Here is a 19,718-nt window from a genome sequence, read left to right on the forward strand (position 1 = left end):
AACCGCAGGACACTACGAATCAAGGCGATGCAAACCATCTATGCCTACATGCAGGCCGAAGGTTCTGATTATCTGCTGGCGCTCGACCAGATAGGGGAGGATTTTGCACCGGACCTGAACTCTATGGAGGTGCAGGACAGAAAATTGCTTGAGGGGAAAAAGCAGATAGCCCAACTGCTGTTCAAAGAGTGGTACGAGACAGGCCAGTTCGAGACGGATGAGACAGACAAAGACATCATAGACTCGGTGAACAGAGCCGTTGTATCTTACCAAAACCAACTCAGGAAAGACTACAAACACTACGGCAACCAGATGATGAGCGCGGTGGAGCGCATATACGACCACTACTTGGGTACCCTGCAAATCCTGGAGGTCATCAACAGCTTGGTGGAAGAGGAGGAGGAGAAGAAAGAAAAACGGTTTACCGCCGCCAAGGGCCCTGACGTGAAGCGCTTCCTCAACAACCGCGTGGTACAGCGCATCCTGAGCAACAAATCCTACCAGCAGCACATCATCCGCCGCAACATCAGCTGGGGCTCCGACATCAGCGAAATCCGCCTCGTTTATAAGAACATCCTGAAGCAGGACGAGACCTTCCTAAACTACCTGGCACTACCCGAACCCACCCTCGAAGAGGACCTGGAAGTGGTGAAACATATTTTCAAAAACATTATTTTTAAAGAAAAAAACTTACAATCTTTGTTTGAAGAGCAGGATTTGAACTGGGTAGAAAATAAATCCATTGTCAAAAGCCTGGTCAACAAGACCATCAAAGTATTTGGTGAAGAGACCGAAGAAGAGCCAGTTCTGCTGGACCTGTCGGCCAATTGGGAAGACGACAAAGCCTTCTTTGAAGAGCTCTACCACCAGACCATTCAGGAAGACGACAAGTACGAGGCGCTGATTTCTGCCAGCGTGAAGAACTGGGATGTCGAACGCGTCGCCCTGCTTGATAAAATCATCCTGAAGATGGCGCTTTGCGAAATGCACATCTTCCGGAGCATACCCGTCAAAGTGACCATCAACGAATACATCGAGATTTCAAAGTTGTACAGCACTCCAAAGAGCAAGCAGTTTGTGAACGGGGTACTGGACAAAATGGCACAGGAACTGGCCGCGAAAGGTGACATACGCAAATCTGGCCGAGGGCTGATTGACAACAAGTAATCGGCTCCGGCCGGAGAGTAAAGCGCCAATACATCAAAAAAAGAAGAATTACGTATCTTATATATTAGAATATAGATAGACCTATGGGTAAGAAGACAAGCAACTTACTAGCCTTTGTGTCAGGCGCTGCCGTTGGAGCCGCAGCTGGCATTTTGTTTGCTCCGGAAAAGGGCAGAGAGACGCGCAGCTGGCTGAGCTACCGACTGGAGAAGTACCGCGACACCCTTTCTGACCTCCTGGAGCAGCTGGTGGAGGACCGTGCGCTGGTGCCATCCACAGCCAAGTCAGAAGGACAACGCGTGATACAGGATGCTAAAGAGAAAGCCGAAAAACTGCTGGGTGACGTGGATTCACTTATCAACGAAATCAATAGTAGGAAAGAACTTTAATACATGAGAGAGATAACACTGATTCCTGGAGACGGGATAGGGCCAGAGATAACGGAAGCAGTAAAGGCCATCTTTAGCGCCGCTAACGTGCCCATCAGCTGGGACGAAGAGAACGCCGGACAGACTACCTTCGATGCGATTGGGGAATTGATTCCTGCCACGCTTATCGCTTCTCTTGAAAAGAACAGAGTCGCTCTGAAGGGGCCCATCACCACACCGGTAGGCAAAGGCTTCAAGAGCATCAATGTGCAGCTCAGGCAGATGTTTGACCTGTACTCCAACGTAAGGCCAGCCAAAACCACTCCTGGCGTGACCACTCGGTTTGATAACGTGAACCTGGTGCTATTCCGCGAGAACACGGAAGGGCTGTACTCAGGCCTGGAGATGTTTGACGAGCGCCTGCAGATATCTGACTCAGTGGCCCGCCTGACCCGCGTAGGATGCCAGAAAATCATACGTGCTGCGTTTGAGTATGCCCGCAAGCATGGCTGCAAAAAGGTGACAGCCGTGCACAAGGCCAACATCCTGAAAAGCGCTGGAGCACTGTTCCTGGACGAGTTCGCCAAGATTTCTAAAGACTATCCGGAGATACAGGCCGACGACAAAATCATCGACAACATGTGCATGCAGCTGGTGGTGAAGCCAGAGCAGTTTGATGTGCTGGTGACTACCAACCTGTTTGGTGACATCCTATCTGATTTGTGCGCTGGCCTGGTAGGCGGATTAGGTGTGGTTTCCGGTGCCAACATCGGCAACGACATGGCCATATTTGAGGCCGTGCATGGCTCTGCTCCAGACATAGCAGGCCAGGGCAAGGCAAACCCAACGGCACTGTTGCGTTCGGCTATCATGATGCTGCACCACATCGACTTGAAGGATGAAGCCAACCGCATCGAAAAAGCACTGGAAGCCACTCTTGCCAACAAAGAGGAGTGCACCGGTGACTTAGGCGGTCGTGCCAGCACGATGGAATTTGCACAGCATATCATTTCGAAACTATAATAAAGACTTAAGCTGTTAACCTGATATGAAAAAGAACTTCTTATTAGCCTTTGCGCTGGGTGCTGCCATGGTAGTGACCAGCTGCGACCAGAACAACACAACAGAGTCGGAAGCCACTGCCAGCACAGAAACTGCAGCAGCAGAGCAGCCACAGCAGATTGACAACCCGAACGTAGTGCCGACCGGCCAGACATCAACCTCTGAGACTGCGGCTGTGATGTCGTTCAATGAGTCAGAGTATGACTTCGGCACCATCAAGCAGGGTGAGATTGTGGAGCATACCTTCACGTTCACCAACACAGGCAAGACACCGCTTGTGATTGAAAGCGCCTCTGCTTCATGCGGCTGTACTGCCCCTGACTGGACGAAAGACCCGGTAGCCCCAGGTGAGAAAGGCGAAGTGAAAGTGAGATTCGATAGCAACGGCAAGGTCGGACAGCAGTCACCTACTGTGACAATCCGAGCCAACACAGAGCCGAACATCGTGCGAGTTGCCATGAAAGGTAACGTGCAAGGCTCTAGCATGCCTACTGCTGGTGCCGATGGCCCGGTAAAACTCAACTAGTAAACCCTCCTTGACCGGAGTTTAACCTGATTTATGCAAACGATATTCTTACAAGCCGCACCAGACGGAGGCATGCTGCCTCAGCTGCTCATGTTTGGTGCCATTATCCTGGTTTTCTATTTCTTCATGATTCGGCCACAGCAGAAAAAGGCGAAGGACCAGAAAAAGTTTCGTGAAGAGCTGACAAAAGGCATGCAAGTTGTTACAATAGGAGGGCTGCATGGCCGTTTAACAGCAGTAAATGAAGACACCGTAGAGATAGAGGTAGACAAAGGCATACGCCTGGTGTTCGATAAATCCGCTATCTCGCTGGAAGCCACCTCTAAAGTGCAATAAGGATAAGAGAACTTGTCGTTTGAGAAAGCCCGAAATATCATTCTATGGTTTGTAAGGCCGTTTAAGCCTCAAACAGAGCACTACTGGAGAATAGTGGTGCTCTGTTTTGTGGCGGCCTCTACTTTCTGGCTCCTCAACGCACTCAATAAAAGCTACTCCACGCAGACCACTTATCCCATCCGGTTTGTGTACAATGATCAACGCCTGGTGCCCATCAAGCCCCTGCCTGAGGAGGTCACGGTGAATGTCACTGGCAAAGGCTGGAAGCTGCTGCGAAAGTCACTCAAAGTGGAGGTGCAGCCTGCGGAAATCTATATCCGGAACCTACCGCGCAACAACTACCTATTGGGGTCTGCCTTGCGGCCAGCCTTGGTGAACGCTATGGACGGCCTGCAGTTGAACTTCGTGGTGACGGATACGCTTTTCTTCAACTTCAACAACCAGGTAAATAGGCGCATCCCGCTCCAACTCGACCCTAGTCAGAAGGTGACCGATGACCGCCATGCCCTGCTAAGGCCGGTGCGCATTTCGCCGGACACCATCACGTTCAGAGGGCCTTCCTCTATGGTAGACAGCCTGCCGAGCCCCTTCCTACTGCGCCTTCCTGCCACCAATCTCACAGAGAATGCCAAGGTGAATGTGCCCATTGAGTTTGACAACAAGCCCTTGGTGCAGGCCGATATCAGCGAGGCGACCGTGTCGGTAAGGATAAAGCCTTTGCAGCAGCGCGAAATGCTGGTGACGCCAGAATTAGTCAACGTACCGCTTCAAAGAGAGGTGGCGCTGCGGCCACAGGTGCTGCTCATCCGCTATCTTGCCTTGGAAGACTCAGGTGCCATCATCAATGCGAACGCCTTCAGAGCAGTGGTGGATTTTGCGAAGTACAACAAGCAGGATTCCACTGTGACGCCCGAGTTGGTACAAAAACCTGCCGGAGCCCGCAGCGTGTCGCTGTGGCCGGAGCGCATAAAAGCCATTTTAGAATAGAGGGAGCAGATGTTAAAGGTAGGAGTAACTGGAGGTATAGGCGTGGGCAAATCTATCGTATGCCGCATGTTTCAGGTGCTGGGTATACCTACCTATGATGCCGACACCCGCGCGAAATGGGTGATGCACCACAATCTCCTTTTGAGGCAGGAACTTCAGGATGCATTTGGAGAGGCCTCCTATACCGAGACAGGCCAGCTCGACCGGACTTACCTTGCTGCCATTGTCTTCAACAACCCGGAGCGCCTGGCGCGGCTGAATGCCCTGGTGCACCCGCACGTCGGGACAGACTTTGAGGACTGGGCTTCAGCCAATGCGTCAGCTCCGTACGTCATCAAAGAGGCGGCGCTTATGTTTGAATCGGAATCATGGCGGCAGATGGATGAGGTCATCGTAGTCTCTGCTCCCCTTGACGTGCGCCTAAAGCGGCTGCTGAAACGTGACCCGCACCGCACCGAAGCAGACATCAAAGCCATCATCAGCAAGCAACTCTCCGAAGAGGAGAAGATAGCCCGAGCTAACCACGTTGTGTACAATGACGACAGGCAACTCATCATTCCTCAAGTATTAGCGCTGCACCAGCAGTTCCTGACTAGATAAACCACTCTATATGATTACTTCTCACCTGAGATGCTGCTCTCTCAAGCAGCTAGGTATAACGTGTTTCTGTTCCGCTATAGGTATAGGCACTTTGCCAATGCAGGTATACCAGGTAAGGCTTGGTGTGCGTTAGCTTAGATAGGAAGGTATGATGTTCAGCTGCCGAGGGGGGCAAACAGGCTGATTCTGAAAAGTATGGACATAAAAAAAGGACAACTTTCCGTTGTCCTTTTGTGGGGCGTACTGGATTCGAACCAGTGACCCCCTGCTTGTAAGGCAGGTGCTCTGAACCAGCTGAGCTAACACCCCTTTTATCGTCTCGTTGACCTTTTGTCCCCGTTTGATGATGCAAATATGGGGCGTTTTTTTTTAACTGCAAAACATTTGAAAAAAAATTGCCTAAATTTTTTTTCAGGCCTCAGCGGCTATTGTTCGCCTCTATTAACTGCAGTACCTTTAGCTTTTGTAAGATGCTTAAAATCTGAACTTTCACTTGGAGCGCAAACGGATTGTGAAAAAAGTGCTATTTTACCTCACCTTGGCAATGGTGGCGGTGATAAGCATTTCTGTGGGGTTAGTGTACACGTATCAGGATAAGATTGTGGGCCTTTTCGTGACAGAGGCGAACAAGCACATCAAGACGAAGGTGGAGGTGGCGAAAATATCGCTTTCCCTGTTTGAGAAGTTTCCGCAGGTGGCTGTGGCGCTGGACCAGGTGAAGGTGATAGAGGGCGTAGAGGGAAGTGAGGAGTCGCTGGCCCAGGCGGAGAAGCTATACTTCACCTTCAGCCTCTTTGACATCTTAAGGGGCAGGTATAGCGTGAAGCAGCTCCACATGGAAAACGGCTCGCTGCACGTGAGGGTGCTTCAAAACGGACAGCACAACTACGACATACTCAAATCTGACTCTACTACGGCTGGCTCTGAGGATTTCTCCTTCAACCTAGAAAGAATCAACCTCAGTAACGTGGCCATACGCTACTCCGACCTGCTGCTGGATCAAGACTATCAGGCGCAGGCGCAGCGGCTGGAGGCCACACTGGTTATCTCTTCAGAAACCATTGCGCTGGAATCGACTGGCAAAGCTACTGTGCAGACGCTCCGCATAGGCAAAGGGGAGTATTTCAAGGGCAAGGCAGTGGACCTGAACACGGCGCTGACCATCAACCGGGAGGCCAAGACCATCGCGCTGCAACCGTCGGTGGTGCAGGTAGAGGGTGCCGCCTACGAAGTGGGCGGGGCCATTGCCTACGGCGGCACCACGGAACTGGACCTGAAACTGGAAGGCAAAAATACCGATATACAATCGCTGCTGTCACTGCTGCCACAGCACATAACGAAGGAGTACAGCCAATATCGTAGTGAAGGAGACATCTTCTTCAGCGGCGCCATCAAAGGCAAGGCAGGGGCGAAAGCCATACCACACGTTACTTTCAGCTTCGGGTGCCGTAACGCCTCCTTCTACCATCCTGATGTGAAGCAAAAGGTGGAGGGGCTGAACCTGGAGGGTAGCTTCACCAATGGCGCAAAGCGCGATGCAAGCACTTCTGTGCTGGAACTGAAGAATCTGAAAGGTATACTGAACAAGCGCCCATTTTCCGGCAACCTCGTTTACCGCAACTTCAACGACCCCTACCTGGCATTTGATGCCAAAGGTATGCTGGACGTAGGCTACGTAGTGGGACTGCTGAAGCTGGAGCAGGTGCACAGTGGGAGTGGCCTGGCTGATGTGCGCATCGCCTTCGCAGGAAACCTGAATGAGTTCAAAGCCAAGCCCGGAAACAGCACTTTGAGCACTACAGGCGACATTACGCTGCACAACGTGTCGTTAGGACTGCAGGAGATGCCGATGCCATTCTCGGGCCTGTATGGCAACTTCATCTTCAAGAAGAACGATGTGGCGGTGTCGGATTTCAAGGGCAGACTAGGAGACTCAGACTTTGTGTTGAACGGCATGTTCCGCAATGTAATGGCGTGGCTGCTGCTGGACAAACAGCGCCTGCTGGTGGAGGCCGATTTCAACAGCAACTACCTCAACTTTGACCAGCTTCTCAGCGAGGAGCTGAACACGCCTGCGGCCTCCCGTCAGGCCAGTGCTGCCACAGGGTATAAGTTCAACGTGTCTCCTGACATAGCTTTTGACTTGAGCGCCTCCATCCGCAAGGCGAATTTCAGGCGGTTCAGGGGCGAGAACATCAAAGGGGAAGTGAAGCTGCGCAACCAGGTCGTATCCAGCCCTAACATCTCATTCAACGCTATTGGCGGCAACTTTGCCGTGCGCGGTATCCTGGATGCCCGCAACCGCAACCACATCGTGGTCAATACTGCGACAAAGCTCAGCAACATGAGTGTTGACAGCCTGTTCTATGTGTTCGAGAACTTCGGGCAGGCGTTTATCATGGACCGCCACCTGCGCGGCAGGCTTACGGCCAACATCGTGTCGGAGGTATACTTTGACAGCCACCTGAACACCAAGACCGACCTGCTACAGGCTGAGATTGCCGCAACCGTGCGCGATGGCCAGCTGATTAGCTTCGCGCCGATGCAGAAGATGTCGGCGTTCGTGAAGCGGTCAGAGTTAGCCAACATGCAGTTTGCGGAGCTGAGTAACAGCTTCTGGATACAGCAGCGCACCATTTACATTCCGGAGATGGACATCCGCTCCAACCTCTCTTCTATACCTTCCGTGTCTATATCCGGCACCCATACCTTTGACCAGGACATGGACTACAAAATCAAGCTGCCTCTGCTGAAGGGCCGACGCCCAGACAAGGACTCTGTGTATGGCGTGGTGGCAGAGGACACCGACGCGGGCAGCAGCATGCTTTTCCTGAGCGTGAAGGGAAAGGAGAACAGCTTCAAGATAGCTTATGATAACGAGCGGGTGCGCGAGAAGATAAAAACCGACCTGAAACAGGAAGGCAAAGAGCTGCGCGACCTGTTCCGCGGCAAGAAACCTGCTAAGAAGGAGGAAAAGAAAGTAGAGCTACAAGAAAACGAGTACTTCGACTTCGACTAAGCCCCGGACCCACTTGCATACTTGTCTTAAGGAAGTGAAGCAGCCTGTGCCATCAAAGGTCTGATGTCAATATTGTAAAGGTTATATTTTACTTACATGCTCTGTTAAGGTGTAGTTTACCTTGCTTATAGGTGTGTTTATAAAAAAAATACTGTTTAGGATACAACCAGATGGCGCGTGGGCCGTTAAAGAAATCAAAATTACAAAATCAAGATTTTGTTGATGTTTAAGGTTAAGAGATGATAATCTGGCTGACTCCCTGAAAGGTTATATATCGTCAGGAAGAACGCAGATTGAAAATATAAGGGTGAAAAAAAAGCCGGAGTTTCTCCGGCTTTTTTATTTGTGCTTACTGCATATCAGTGGCCGGGAAATGTGCCGGCTCGGGCAGCTTGCGCATGTGCTTTGTGTTTGCTTTGTGAAAGTGCAGCGTCTGGGCAGGGATGGCGAACTGTACGCCATGTCTCTCAACGATTTCCACAATCTTGTAGGCAATCTCTTCCTTTACATTGATGTATTCGTTCCAATCGAGCAGTTCCACGAAATACAGCACCATCACATCTTTCGAACTGGTGCCAAAGTCCTGAAAACGCACGCGGCCGTCTTGATTCGTCTGCGGATGCGCATCGATGTACTGCTGCAGCTCGGTCGTGATGGCTTTGATTTGCTCCGAGGTGGTATCATAGGTCAGCCTGAGGTCGAACTTCACCCGCCGGAAGGTGCGAAGCGTCAGGTTGTTGAGCGGCTTGTCAATCATGCTCTTATTTGGCACCGTCACAAAGGTTTTCTCCAGCGTACGGATGCGGGTACTGCGGAAGCCTATCTTCTCAATTACGCCCGTGATGCCGCCCACTTCCACCAAGTCGCCTACCACAAAGGGATGGTCCAGAAAGATGGTGAAGGAGGCCAGCAGGTTCTCCAGGCTTTCCTTGGCAGCGAACGCGATGGCTAGACCACCCACACCCAAGCCGGCCACCATACCTGCCACATTCACTCCGAACACGGAGCCCAGTACCACCAGAAAAGAGAAGATAGCCACCAGCACCTTGATGAAATCCTTGAAGAAAGGGACCAGTTGGTCGTTGAGCTTGGAGGAGGGGTGGGAGACCCGTTTCTGAAACACCAGCGCTATGAAGTCGATGAAGCGGATGATGACCCAGGTAATGGCTACAATGACGAAAACATGGAACACGCGCATCAGGATAACCTTTAGGAGCGGGTCACCTTTGGCGTCCGGTGGCGTGGGATACTGGAGCACGTTGACCGCAAAAAACAGGAATACCAGGAACACCACCATCTCCAGCGGCTCTATGAGGTGTCGCCTTAGGCTCACTTGACTCTCTTCGTCCGAAAACCGCTTCACCAGCCGGAAGATAATACTGGTGATAAGCTTAGAGAGGAGCGTTTTGATGATGTAGCCAAACAGCAGGATGCCTACAAACCACAGGTATGCAGACACCGTGTTGCCTAAGAACTCATAAGAAAGATACTCTCTGTAATCCATTGGGCAAGAACTATAGTAACTGGCTGAGTGCGATTTCGAACGACGCCTTGGCAATCTCTGTCTTTGACTGGTTTTTCACCTGTGTCTTCTCCAGCGCGTTGTAGATGGTGTTGGAAATGTCAGAGAAGATGGCCTCATCCGTGATTTCCACCTCGTTCTCCATGAGGTAAGCAAAAACACGGGCCATGCCGCAGTTGGCGATGAAGTCAGGTATAACGGAGACGCTCCGGTCAGCAAACTCGCCGGTAGGGCCGAAGAAGATTTCCGGGTCCTGGAACGGAACGTTGGCGCCGGAGGATATTACCTCCAGACCGCTGCTGATCATCTGCTCCAACTGCCCTCTGGTGACAAGTCGCGAAGCCGCAGCCGGAATGAATATCTCCGCACCCAACGACCAGATGCGGTTGTTCATCTCTTCGAACGAAAGCAGGTTGTCAGCGTATAGCGCGTTGCCCTGGCGGCCGAGGAACAGTTCCCGTATCTCCTCAAAGGAGAATCCACTGGGATTAATCAGGCCACCGGCCCTGTCTATGATGCCGATTATCTTAACACCTCTGGAGGCCAGGTAGAAAGCCGCAGCGGCCCCTACATTGCCCCAGCCTTGTATAATGGCGCGCTTGCTCGCAAAGTCGCCGCCCCACAAGGTATAGTAATGGCGCACGGCCTCCGCGACGCCATACCCAGTAATCATGTCGGCAATGGTGTATTTGCGGGCGGCGGCTGGCGTGTAGGCAGGGTCCTCAATCACTTTGATAACCCCCTGGCGCAGCTGCCCAATCTTGTTTATCTTCTGTGGCTCGGTGGCGTTGAAGTGACCGTTCACCACGCCTTCCTGCGGATGCCACAGGCCGTAGTCCTCTGTGATGGGAATCACCTCATGGATTTCGTCCACGTTCAGGTCGCCTCCGGTGCCGTAGTAGCTCTTGAGCAGGGGAATCACCGCTTTGTACCAGCGCTCCAGCACGCCCCGCTTGCGCGGGTCTGCCGGGTCGAAGTTGATGCCTGACTTGGCGCCGCCTATGGCCGGACCCGATACGGTGAACTTCACCTCCATCGTTTTGGCCAGCGACTCTACTTCTCTTTTATCCAAGCCCTTGCGCATGCGCGTGCCCCCACCGGCCGCACCGCCTCGGAGGGAGTTGATTACCACCCAGCCTTCCGCCTCAGTCTCTGGGTCCTTCCATTCAAAAACTATCTCAGGTTGCTTGTTCTCAAACTTAGCCAGCAGCTCTTTCATGCATATGTTTCGTTAGGTCTTGTTAAGGATTATGGCGCAAAGGTACAAAATAAGCGGGCTTGCCGCTAACCTAGGTAGATGGCGCCCCCTACGTTGTCGTGGCTTGCCCCTGTGACACTGCGCAGGCAGTTGTGTTCCCCGCGCCAGCGTAGCACGCCTAGGAAAGCAAAAATCAAGGCCTCCTTGAAGGAAACGACCTCCGGCTCTGGTACTTCCACGCTGTACTCTGGGCCCAGCAATTGCTCCAGCAGCTCCACCAGGTATAGGTTGAAGGCCCCGCCTCCGGTCAGTAGCACGCGGTGCCGACCGGGGTGCAGCGGTCGCAGCGCCTGCTTCAGCTGAAAAGCGATGTGCTGGCAGACGGTGCGGAGCTTGTCTTCGGCGGAGGAGTTGTGGCTGTCGATGGTGCGCAGGCTGTTTTCCAGTACCCACTCCTTGCCAAGCGACTTCGGCGGAGCCTCTGTGAAGTAAGCCGGCGCGTTGAGCTGCTCGAGCAGGTCCTGCTGCAGACTACCGCTTCGGGCCAGCAACCCATCGGCGTCATAACTTTTGCCCAGACTATTGGCCAGGTGATTCAATAACATATTGCAGGCACATATATCAAAAGCCAAACGTTGGCCGTTCTTCTGGTACGAAACATTGGCTATACCTCCCAGGTTAATACAGAAGTCGTACTCGCTGAACAGCAATTCATCGCCTATAGGCACGAGAGGGGCGCCTTGCCCGCCTAGCGCGATGTCGAGGGTGCGGAAATCGCAGACCGCAGGAAGCTGTGCATGGGCGGCCAGATAGGCGCCGTTGCCTATCTGCAGGGAGATGTGTTTGTCGGGTTGGTGGAAGATGGTATGGCCGTGGGAGGAGATGAAGTCAGGCTGTATACCTGTGTCGGTTACGAAGCGACGGACCTGCTCACCCAGGTAGCGGCCGTAGGCATGGTCAAGTGCTACTAACTGCTGACCGCTGCAGGTCTCGGCTTCCCGGAGAGAGTCAATCCATGTATTAGAATATACTAATGTAGTAGCATTAAGTATTTCATATATCCAATTTTCGTTTTTATACGTAAATCTACAAAATGCCAAATCCAGGCCGTCTAAAGAGGTGCCTGACATGAGGCCAAGTACGTGATATGTGTCCATGAGCGAAAATTACTGAAAATCCTTCGTTGGTAATCAGCTAAATGTCGCTATTGTCGTATATATCTTAATATGAATTGAATTGTTTAAATGTATGTAGAAACTGTTAGGTATAATTATTAATTATGAAAAGTTTGTTATCTAGAATTGAATCTAAGAAAATAGATAAGGCTGCTGCCATGCTGAAGGTATTGGCTCACCCAAAAAGACTGGCGATAGTGGACTTGCTCGGCAAGGAGGAGAAAATGACGGTTACTGAGATTTATAAATATCTTGATTTGCCACAGGCGATTGCTTCTCAACACCTTATTACACTCAAAGACAAAGGTGTATTGTCTTCTTTTAAGGTTGGAACCAAGATTTACTATTCGCTTTCCATCCCTAAACTGATTGACGTGATAGATTGCCTGGAAGAATGCTGCATCGATATTTAGGCGCCAGCCTGACGCTCACCGCAGTCATTGGGGCTGCACCCATCAAAAAGCCAAAGGTCTCCGACACCTTCTCATAAAGCTGTCGGGGACCTTTGGCTTTTTCTATTCACTTAAAAGAAGCATACCTTCACTAAGATTCCGCTCCAATAAAACAACTCTCAGTCCGCCTCTTGCACCGGCGTTGAAATACCCCTTATAGACTCAATCCAGCTTTCCTCTGAGCAGGGGCCTTCCCGGTTTTTGGCTTCTCTCTCTTAGCCTTGGCCTGGCTGGTTCGCATTGCTTTTTCTACTTCTTTCTTCAGGATGTCATGTCCCTCTACAGTAGTGGCGGCAGAAAGCGCCACAGCGCTCATGCGGGCCATGCGTGGGGTCACGGCTGCGTTGGGGTTGGATGTGGCCACCCAGTTCGCATCCGCGTCGGCGCTTTTCATGGACGGCCTGTTGGCCACCAGTTGGTAATCAGCGTCTGCAGGTTTCGCCATTTTGTTGCCAGATGCGCCTGTGAGGGCATTCGGTTGCGGATGGTTGCTGCAGGAGCTTAAAAGGATAATGGTGATAAAGCTAATTAGAGTAGAGATTCTTTTCATCGACTAGTGCTATGGTTTATAGATAAGTACTGGCAAGTGGTCTGTTCTCTTAGCTTGTCACAAAGCGGAGTTGAAGGTATAGGGGCGGCAGCCATCGGTAGGAAAGGCAGAACTGTTTCCATTAAATCGAATGACTTGTGCAAATATATATATTAATACTCATATAAAGCAACAGTTGGTTTAAAAACTCTGCTCTTTTTGCCCAAAACTTATATTGGTCTGGATGTTTCTGTGCCGAGTGAGGCCCGGCAAGGGGTTTTCTGCTGGGCAGTATTTTCCGATTAAAAATTATAAAGGCACCGAACGGGCTCTTTAAAGGAGACTGCCTTGTCAGTAGTATTTTGCAGAGGAAAATAAATACTAATTGTTGTTTTCGTTAATATCTTAATAAGTATATATTTGATGTTCCAACCTTTATATATTTATTTAAGATGAAAAGAAAGTTATTTTCGCTCGCAGCAGGGGTAGCTATGTCCCTGTCTTTTACCTCATGCTACACCTATACGCACACTGTAGGCAGCGGACCGCAATCCAACGTCCAGGTGAAAAAGATGAACCATTACCTGATTTATGGCTTGGCTCCGGTAAGCGTTTCTAACCCGTCAGAGATGGCAGGAGGGGCACAGAACTACAGCGTTACCATTACGCATACCTTCGTGGATGGCCTGTTGAACGCCATCACCTGGGGCATTTATTCGCCTACTACAACCATCGTTACCAAGTAACACAGACGCAGGGGCTTTGCCCCTGCGTTGCAAGCTTTTTTTCTATGAGGACTTTTCTGTTCATCGTGCTGCTGGTCTTGGCTGTTCTGACAGGCTATTCTGTATTCTCACTTGAATTCTCGAAGCTTTCAGAATATGGAGTAGGTTACCTGGTAGGTAAATCCATTTTATTTGTCGTTGTGCTTGCCTGCTTGTTTCTGACCGGAAGGAGACTCCTGAAGGAGGATACGAACTAGGCCAAAGCAAAGCTATACCTGAGGCAAGTACCTATACCTATAAAACAGGAGAGGCTGGTTGATTTCAACCAGCCTCTCCTGTTTTATAGGTATAGGTACTATTGGATATGCTCAGTCGATTGCTTCTCCAGGTCGAACAGGTCGTTGAGCAGGTCTATTAGCGTCTCGGCTTCACCGCGCTTGCAGGCCGCCTTTAATTGCAACACCGGCAACTTGATGACCTTCTGCATCATGGATTTGGTGATGTTGTCGATTAGTTGCGCCTCCTTGGGGCCAAGCTTTTTCATGTAGCGGGCCATTTCCTCCTGACGGATAGTCTCCAGCGCATTCTTCAGCTTGTTGATGGTAGGGGACACCATCATCTCCTTCGACCAGTCGTTGAACTGCTCAATTGACTCCAGTATGATTTCCCTCACCTTCGGCACGGAATTGATGCGCTGCTGTAGCGCCTCTGACGCTTTGTTCTGAATGGTATCGATGTTGTACACCAGCACGCCCGGAACGGCCTCTACCTCAGCCTCAACACTCCGCGGCACCGACAGGTCAATGAAGAATTTGAATGTCAGTACGTTGAGGCGCTGCACCATCTCCTTGGTGAAGAAAGGCGTCTCGCGGGCAACGGAGGAGATAACCACATCCGCTTCCTTGAGCCCCTGCACCATGTCCTCGAAAGGGAGCACCTCCAGGCCACACTCCTCAGCCAGGTGCTGCGCCTTGGTCAGGGTGCGGTTGGTGATTTTCACATGCTGGTAGCCTTTGTCCTTCAGGTGGCGGCACACATCGGCGCCAATCTCACCCAGGCCAACCACCAGTATCTTCGGCTCCGCAATCACATCGGCGGTCAGCTCCTCAATCAGCTCGATGGCGGCGTAGGATGTGGAAGCGGCGCCGTCGCGGAAAGCCGTCTCCTGCACCACGCGCTTGTTGGTGAAGAAGATGGTGTGCATCAGGCGGTGCAGAAAAGGACCGGCGGTTTCGTTATCGGCTGCCCATTGGTAGGCCTGCTTCACCTGGTTCGTAATCTGCATATCGCCCACCACCTGCGACTCCAGCCCCATGCTCACCTCAAACAGGTGCTGCACGGCATCGTCGTGCTCGTTCAGGATGGTGAAGAAATCAAGGTATTGGGTTATATTTTGGATGCCTTTGGTGATACCGAGTAGCTTCACTATCTCGGTGCTGTAATCGACATCGGCGTTGTAGTAGACTTCGGTGCGGTTGCAGGTAGAGAGCACCAGAATATCGGAAGCCTGAATAAAGCTTTTCAGCGTCTGAAGAAATAGCCTGCACGAATTCTCATCTAAGGCAATCAGTTCCCTGATATCCAGCGGCGCTTTCTTGTAGGACAGGCTGATTGCTTTAAAGTTCTGAAGCATAATTTACGTTCGGAATACTAAAGTGCAAAATTACAGGTTTGATGATTAAAATGAAACTTCCTTGACCTTATTAATTTATTTATACTAATTTCCGACAATTTTCGTGTAGCCTTCATGATACCCATCTATTCGCAGAAGAACCGAATAAAGTTTATTGTAGTCATCGTGGCGCTCATCATTGGGGCGGCTACCATCACGTATACAAACATTCTAGTCAGTAAGTTATCGGAAAGGGAACAGGAGCTGGTGCAGCTATACGCCAAAGGCCTGCGCTACATGATTAACGCGCCCAGCGACGACAACATCGTTTTCATTGAGGAGGAGATTCTTTCCTCCAACACCACCGTGCCCGTTATCCTGACGGACGAGAAAGAGAACATACTCGACTATAAGAACATCAGCTTCCCAGAGAACATTGCAGACGAGCGCAAAAACGAGCTGCTGCAGCGCGAAATTGAGAAGATGAAGAGCCAGCATGCGCCCATCGTGGTGCCCTGGGCCGAAGGTTCTGAGAACTATGTGTTCTACAAAGACTCCGCTTTGCTCTCGCAGCTGCGCTACTACCCTTACGTGCAGCTGATGGTCATCGCCTGTTTTGCGTTGATGGCCTACTTCGCCTTCAGCTATTCCCGCAAGGCGGAGCAGAACAGGGTATGGGTGGGCCTCGCCAAGGAGACAGCACACCAACTGGGCACGCCGCTCTCCTCGCTCATGGCCTGGTACGAGTACATGAAGTCGAGCCCCAAGTTCGAGAACGAGCCCATCACGGCAGAGCTTTGGAAAGACATCCGGCGGCTGGAAATCATTACGGAGCGCTTCTCCAACATCGGTTCCGTGCCGCTGCTGCGCGACGAAAACATCCTGCAGGTGACGGAAAACGCCATCAATTACCTGCAGAACAGGATTTCCAGCAAAGTGGAGATTTGCGTTTCGTCCAGCTTCGCGCCTGATATCACAGCCAAGGTGAACGTGCCGCTGTTTGACTGGGTGATTGAGAACATCTGCAAGAACGCCGTGGACGCGATGGAGGGCAGGGGCAGCATCAACCTGAACCTGTCGCTGCTCGGCAAGAGCCAGATAGCCCTGGACATTGCAGACACCGGCAAAGGTATAGCCAAGAGCAAGATGGATACGGTTTTCCTGCCGGGCTATACCACCAAGAAGCGTGGCTGGGGCCTCGGGTTGGCCCTGGCGAAGCGCATCATCGACAACTATCACCGCGGCAGGCTATACGTCAAGGCATCGGAGGTGGGCAAGGGAACAACCTTCCGGATTGTGCTGAACAGATAATCAGAGTTAGAGAGCTTAGGAGTTTAAGACGTAGGGGTGCAGATTGTTTGTATACGCACGCCGAACCTAATTACAGATGATAACGATAGTCAGGTATAGCGAGCGGGACAAGTCAGAATGGGATGCCTTTGTGCGTGCCTCCAAGAACGGCACCTTCCTGCTGTTGCGCGACTACATGGAGTACCATGCCGACCGCTTTGAGGATTATTCACTCCTGTTCTACCGGAAAAATAAGCTGGTGGCGGTGCTGCCTGCCAATGCCGTGGGAGCCGAGTTGCATTCACACGCAGGATTGAGTTATGGCGGCTTGGTGAGCGGGAAGGCGATGAAAGCGCCGCTCATGCTGGAGCTGTTTCATGCCCTGACCAGGTATAGCCAAGAGCACGGCTTCAAAACACTTTACTATAAAGCTATACCTTACATCTATCACCAACTTCCAGCTGAGGAGGATTTGTACGCCTTGTTTCGCAACAACGCAACATTATACCAACGTGCCTTGAATTCTGTTATCATGCTCGACAATAGCTTGCCTTTTACTACACTGCGCAAACGCAAGCTAAAACAAGCTGCACAACATGGCATAACAGTGAATGAGAGCAATGACTATGAGGTATACATGCAATTGGTGGAGGAGGTGCTGGGGGAGAAGTATAGCCTTAAGCCGGCCCATACCTCAGATGAGTTAAAGTACTTAGCCGCTGCTTTTCCTGATAACATACGTTTATACACAGTTCGAGAGGGGAAGGTAATAGTGGCAGGTATGGTAGTTTATGAGTCAGCCACCGTGGCCCATTGCCAGTACATAGCCGCTAATGCACGCGGCCGCGAAATAGCTGCCCTCGACTACCTGACCGACCACCTGATTACGCAGGTATACCCTCACAAGAAATACTTCAGTTTCGGGGTGTCCACGGAGCAACAAGGGCTATACCTGAATGAGGGGCTGGTGAGCTACAAAGAAAGCTACGGAGCCCGCACCGTGGTGCATGATTTTTACCGCCTCGACTTTTAATGGAAGCGACTTGTGCATAAGAAAGGCTGCCCTGAGGGCAGCCTTTCTTGCTTTTATCTCGCCATGACTTCGGCCAGTGCAGGCTCATGGCTCACCTTCTTGCCCAGCAGCCTGATGATTCCCCACAGCACCGCAATGCCAATCAGGTATACCAGGAACCAATGCACCCCCCAACTGGAGAGGGTGGTGCATACCAGGTTGGCCACCAGCGCGACAGTGACCGCATAAGGGAGCTGTGTCTTGACGTGGTCAATATGGTTGCAGCCGGAGGCGAGCGAGCTGAGGATGGTAGTATCCGAGATGGGCGAGCTATGGTCGCCGAACACAGCGCCGGCCAACACCACCGCAATGACATTGTACATAATCGGCATGGTTTCCTCCAATCCCATGCCGTTCATCTGGCACACATACCAAGTGGCCGGCAGCATCAGGGGGTATAGGATGGCCATGGTGCCCCAACTGGAGCCGGTCGAGAAAGCGATGGTGGCCGCCAGGAAGAACGTAATCACCGGCAGGAAGGCAGGCGACACATTGCCCGAGAAAAGTGAGGTCAGGTATTCAGCCGTGTAGAGCTCCTTTGTCACCGTCGCCAGCGACCAAGCCAGTATCAGGATGAGCATGGCCGGCAGCATCGTCTTGAAGCCAATCAACAGCGCCTCCATCGTCTCATTCAGGCTCATGATGCGCTGGCTCGTGGTCAGCAGGATAGCCACTACCGCACCAGATAAGGAAGCCCACACCAGCGCCACGTATGAGTTGGAATCGCCGATGGTCATGGAGAGTTTCGTCAGGAAGCCAATGGTGGCATCCTCCCAGGTTACAGGATTATAGCCGGTGTACAACAGCCCGACGACTGTCCCGAAAATCACGACCAAGACCGGTAGCAGCGCNTTGAAGGCCCGGGTCCGGGCAGGGTCAACGGCGTCAAACTCGGCCATCTCCATCTGCTGCCTGGCGTCGCTGCGGCTGTCCTCGCGGTGGGCGCTCACGGCTCCGGTAATTCGGGCGCGCTCCTCCGCCCGGTGCATCGGGCCGAAGTCGCGGTTCATCAGGATCAGCAGCAGCATGAACACCAGTGTCAGGACAGGGTAGTAGGCGTACTCCAGAGAGTGGAAAAAGAGCGAGTAGGCGCCTTCCTGTATCCCTAGCGTAGTAGCGGCGTCCTTGATATAGCCCAGCTGCGCCCCTATCCAAGTGGTCACAAAGGCAATAGCGGCCACGGGTGCAGCGGTGCTGTCCACAAGGTAAGCCAGTTTTTCGCGTGAGATGCGATGCTTGTCCGTCACGGGGCGCATGGTGTTCCCCACAATCAAAGTATTTGCATAGTCGTCAAAGAAAATGGCTATACCCAATACCCAAGTCACCACTTGTGTGCTCTTGGCTGATTTGGCATACCTGGAGAGCAAATTCACGACCCCTGCCATACCTCCGTTTTTGGAAATGATGGCCACCATTCCCCCTATCAGCATCGAGAAAATGATGACCGAAACATGGTCAGAGTCGGTGAGGGCGGTAATCAAGTAAGTGTCGGCGACGGCGAGTAGGCCCGTGAAAATCGCCTTGAAAGACAGTCCGTAGACAACGAAACCACCCACCCAGATGCCAGCGAACAGCGCCAGCAGCACCTCCCGGAAGACCAGGGCCAGCACGATGGCAATGAGCGGAGGCAGGATGGTAAGCCACATGGGGAAATTGCTGACGCCGTGCTCGGCCTCAGCGTCAAGGCGGTAAATCCGGGCGATGGTGTGGGCACCGATGTTGGCGCTTACCTGTACCAGGTTGACTTTAGCGGGAAGCGAGAAGCGGGCCTCCCCTTCTGTGAAGCTGACCTCCTGCAGGTTGCCATTGATGCGCACAGGCAGCGGACCGTTGTAGGTAACCAGATTACCGGAGATGTTGGTGGTGTGCAGGGTGAACGCCGTGTCGTTCACGGCTTGCAGCTTCAGTTCTTCTATGGCGAGTTCGGTGTTGCCTTCCTGTGCCATGGCCTGGCAGGACAGCAAGAGAAAAAGCACAAGACTCAGTAGGGCTCGGTATAACCTCATGTGGTTGGGGCTCGGGGTTTGTGGACCCTTAAGTAAATAAAATTATAAGATAATAGAAAATAGCGGAAAGGG

At 51.9% G+C, this 19,718-nt stretch carries 18 protein-coding genes and 1 tRNA gene; 12 read left to right on the forward strand and 7 right to left on the reverse strand.

Annotation, left to right across the window (positions count from 1 at the left end):
• Positions 1–27: 27 nt before the first annotated feature.
• From nusB to coaE, 7 genes are all read left to right on the forward strand, one after another.
• Complete coding sequence (gene nusB / locus B051_RS0101820) at positions 28–1,167, forward strand: transcription antitermination factor NusB (protein WP_245539556.1); 1,140 nt, start codon at positions 28–30, stop codon at positions 1,165–1,167.
• Positions 1,168–1,250: 83 nt separating this feature from the next.
• The gene (locus tag B051_RS0101825; protein ID WP_018476468.1) at positions 1,251–1,556 is read left to right on the forward strand and encodes a YtxH domain-containing protein; all 306 of its coding nucleotides are present in this window, start codon (positions 1,251–1,253) and stop codon (positions 1,554–1,556) included.
• Positions 1,557–1,559: 3 nt separating this feature from the next.
• Positions 1,560–2,558 carry an isocitrate/isopropylmalate dehydrogenase family protein gene (locus tag B051_RS0101830; protein WP_018476469.1) on the forward strand — a complete coding sequence of 333 codons (999 nt, stop codon included), beginning with the start codon at positions 1,560–1,562 and terminating at the stop codon, positions 2,556–2,558.
• Positions 2,559–2,583: 25 nt separating this feature from the next.
• Positions 2,584–3,123, forward strand: coding sequence for a DUF1573 domain-containing protein (locus tag B051_RS0101835; RefSeq protein ID WP_018476470.1), 540 nt, complete (start codon positions 2,584–2,586; stop codon positions 3,121–3,123).
• Positions 3,124–3,156: 33 nt separating this feature from the next.
• The gene (yajC, locus tag B051_RS0101840) at positions 3,157–3,459 is read left to right on the forward strand and encodes a preprotein translocase subunit YajC (RefSeq protein WP_018476471.1); all 303 of its coding nucleotides are present in this window, start codon (positions 3,157–3,159) and stop codon (positions 3,457–3,459) included.
• A 12-nt stretch (positions 3,460–3,471) separates the two neighbouring features.
• Entirely contained in the window at positions 3,472–4,446 is a 975-nt protein-coding gene (locus tag B051_RS0101845) for a YbbR-like domain-containing protein (protein WP_033316637.1), read from the forward strand.
• A 9-nt stretch (positions 4,447–4,455) separates the two neighbouring features.
• Positions 4,456–5,046, forward strand: a complete 591-nt coding sequence (gene coaE / locus B051_RS0101850; protein WP_018476473.1) for a dephospho-CoA kinase — start codon at positions 4,456–4,458, stop codon at positions 5,044–5,046.
• 234 nt (positions 5,047–5,280) lie between these two features.
• Here coaE and B051_RS0101855 read toward each other — a convergent pair.
• Positions 5,281–5,355: transfer RNA gene (locus tag B051_RS0101855), tRNA-Val, on the reverse strand.
• Between the two features lie 202 nt (positions 5,356–5,557).
• Between B051_RS0101855 and B051_RS0101860 the strand changes: the two genes are divergently transcribed.
• Entirely contained in the window at positions 5,558–8,065 is a 2,508-nt protein-coding gene (locus B051_RS0101860) for an AsmA-like C-terminal region-containing protein (RefSeq protein ID WP_033316676.1), read from the forward strand.
• 349 nt (positions 8,066–8,414) lie between these two features.
• Here the strand turns inward: B051_RS0101860 and B051_RS20725 are convergent, their stop codons facing one another.
• From B051_RS20725 to B051_RS0101875, 3 genes are all read right to left on the reverse strand, one after another.
• Positions 8,415–9,569 carry a mechanosensitive ion channel family protein gene (locus B051_RS20725; protein ID WP_018476475.1) on the reverse strand — a complete coding sequence of 385 codons (1,155 nt, stop codon included), beginning with the start codon at positions 9,567–9,569 and terminating at the stop codon, positions 8,415–8,417.
• Between the two features lie 10 nt (positions 9,570–9,579).
• On the reverse strand, positions 9,580–10,806 hold the full coding sequence (locus tag B051_RS0101870) for a Glu/Leu/Phe/Val dehydrogenase dimerization domain-containing protein (RefSeq protein ID WP_018476476.1): 1,227 nt from the start codon (positions 10,804–10,806) through the stop codon (positions 9,580–9,582).
• 65 nt (positions 10,807–10,871) lie between these two features.
• Positions 10,872–11,942, reverse strand: coding sequence for an anhydro-N-acetylmuramic acid kinase (locus tag B051_RS0101875; protein WP_018476477.1), 1,071 nt, complete (start codon positions 11,940–11,942; stop codon positions 10,872–10,874).
• Positions 11,943–12,064: 122 nt separating this feature from the next.
• Between B051_RS0101875 and B051_RS0101880 the strand changes: the two genes are divergently transcribed.
• Complete coding sequence (locus B051_RS0101880) at positions 12,065–12,373, forward strand: ArsR/SmtB family transcription factor (RefSeq protein ID WP_018476478.1); 309 nt, start codon at positions 12,065–12,067, stop codon at positions 12,371–12,373.
• Positions 12,374–12,566: 193 nt separating this feature from the next.
• Here the strand turns inward: B051_RS0101880 and B051_RS0101885 are convergent, their stop codons facing one another.
• Positions 12,567–12,962, reverse strand: a complete 396-nt coding sequence (locus B051_RS0101885; protein ID WP_018476479.1) for a hypothetical protein — start codon at positions 12,960–12,962, stop codon at positions 12,567–12,569.
• Between the two features lie 470 nt (positions 12,963–13,432).
• Here B051_RS0101885 and B051_RS0101890 point away from each other — a divergent pair, with 470 nt between their 5' ends.
• Positions 13,433–13,687, forward strand: coding sequence for a Bor family protein (locus tag B051_RS0101890; protein ID WP_018476480.1), 255 nt, complete (start codon positions 13,433–13,435; stop codon positions 13,685–13,687).
• Positions 13,688–14,021: 334 nt separating this feature from the next.
• Here B051_RS0101890 and hemA read toward each other — a convergent pair whose 3' ends face one another.
• Complete coding sequence (hemA, locus tag B051_RS0101900) at positions 14,022–15,299, reverse strand: glutamyl-tRNA reductase (RefSeq protein WP_018476482.1); 1,278 nt, start codon at positions 15,297–15,299, stop codon at positions 14,022–14,024.
• 114 nt (positions 15,300–15,413) lie between these two features.
• Between hemA and B051_RS0101905 the strand changes: the two genes are divergently transcribed.
• Together B051_RS0101905 and B051_RS0101910 are read left to right on the forward strand one after the other, a co-directional pair.
• Entirely contained in the window at positions 15,414–16,589 is a 1,176-nt protein-coding gene (locus B051_RS0101905) for an ATP-binding protein (protein ID WP_018476483.1), read from the forward strand.
• A gap of 76 nt (positions 16,590–16,665) precedes the next feature.
• On the forward strand, positions 16,666–17,601 hold the full coding sequence (locus B051_RS0101910) for a GNAT family N-acetyltransferase (RefSeq protein WP_018476484.1): 936 nt from the start codon (positions 16,666–16,668) through the stop codon (positions 17,599–17,601).
• Between the two features lie 53 nt (positions 17,602–17,654).
• On the opposite strand, the gene B051_RS0101915 is transcribed toward B051_RS0101910, so the two are convergent.
• The gene (locus B051_RS0101915) at positions 17,655–19,646 is read right to left on the reverse strand and encodes a Na+/H+ antiporter NhaC family protein (RefSeq protein ID WP_071594840.1); all 1,992 of its coding nucleotides are present in this window, start codon (positions 19,644–19,646) and stop codon (positions 17,655–17,657) included.
• Between the last annotated feature and the right edge of the window lie 72 nt (positions 19,647–19,718).

It is taken from the genome of Pontibacter roseus DSM 17521 (assembly GCF_000373265.1).
Classification (GTDB): Bacteria; Bacteroidota; Bacteroidia; order Cytophagales; family Hymenobacteraceae; genus Pontibacter; species Pontibacter roseus.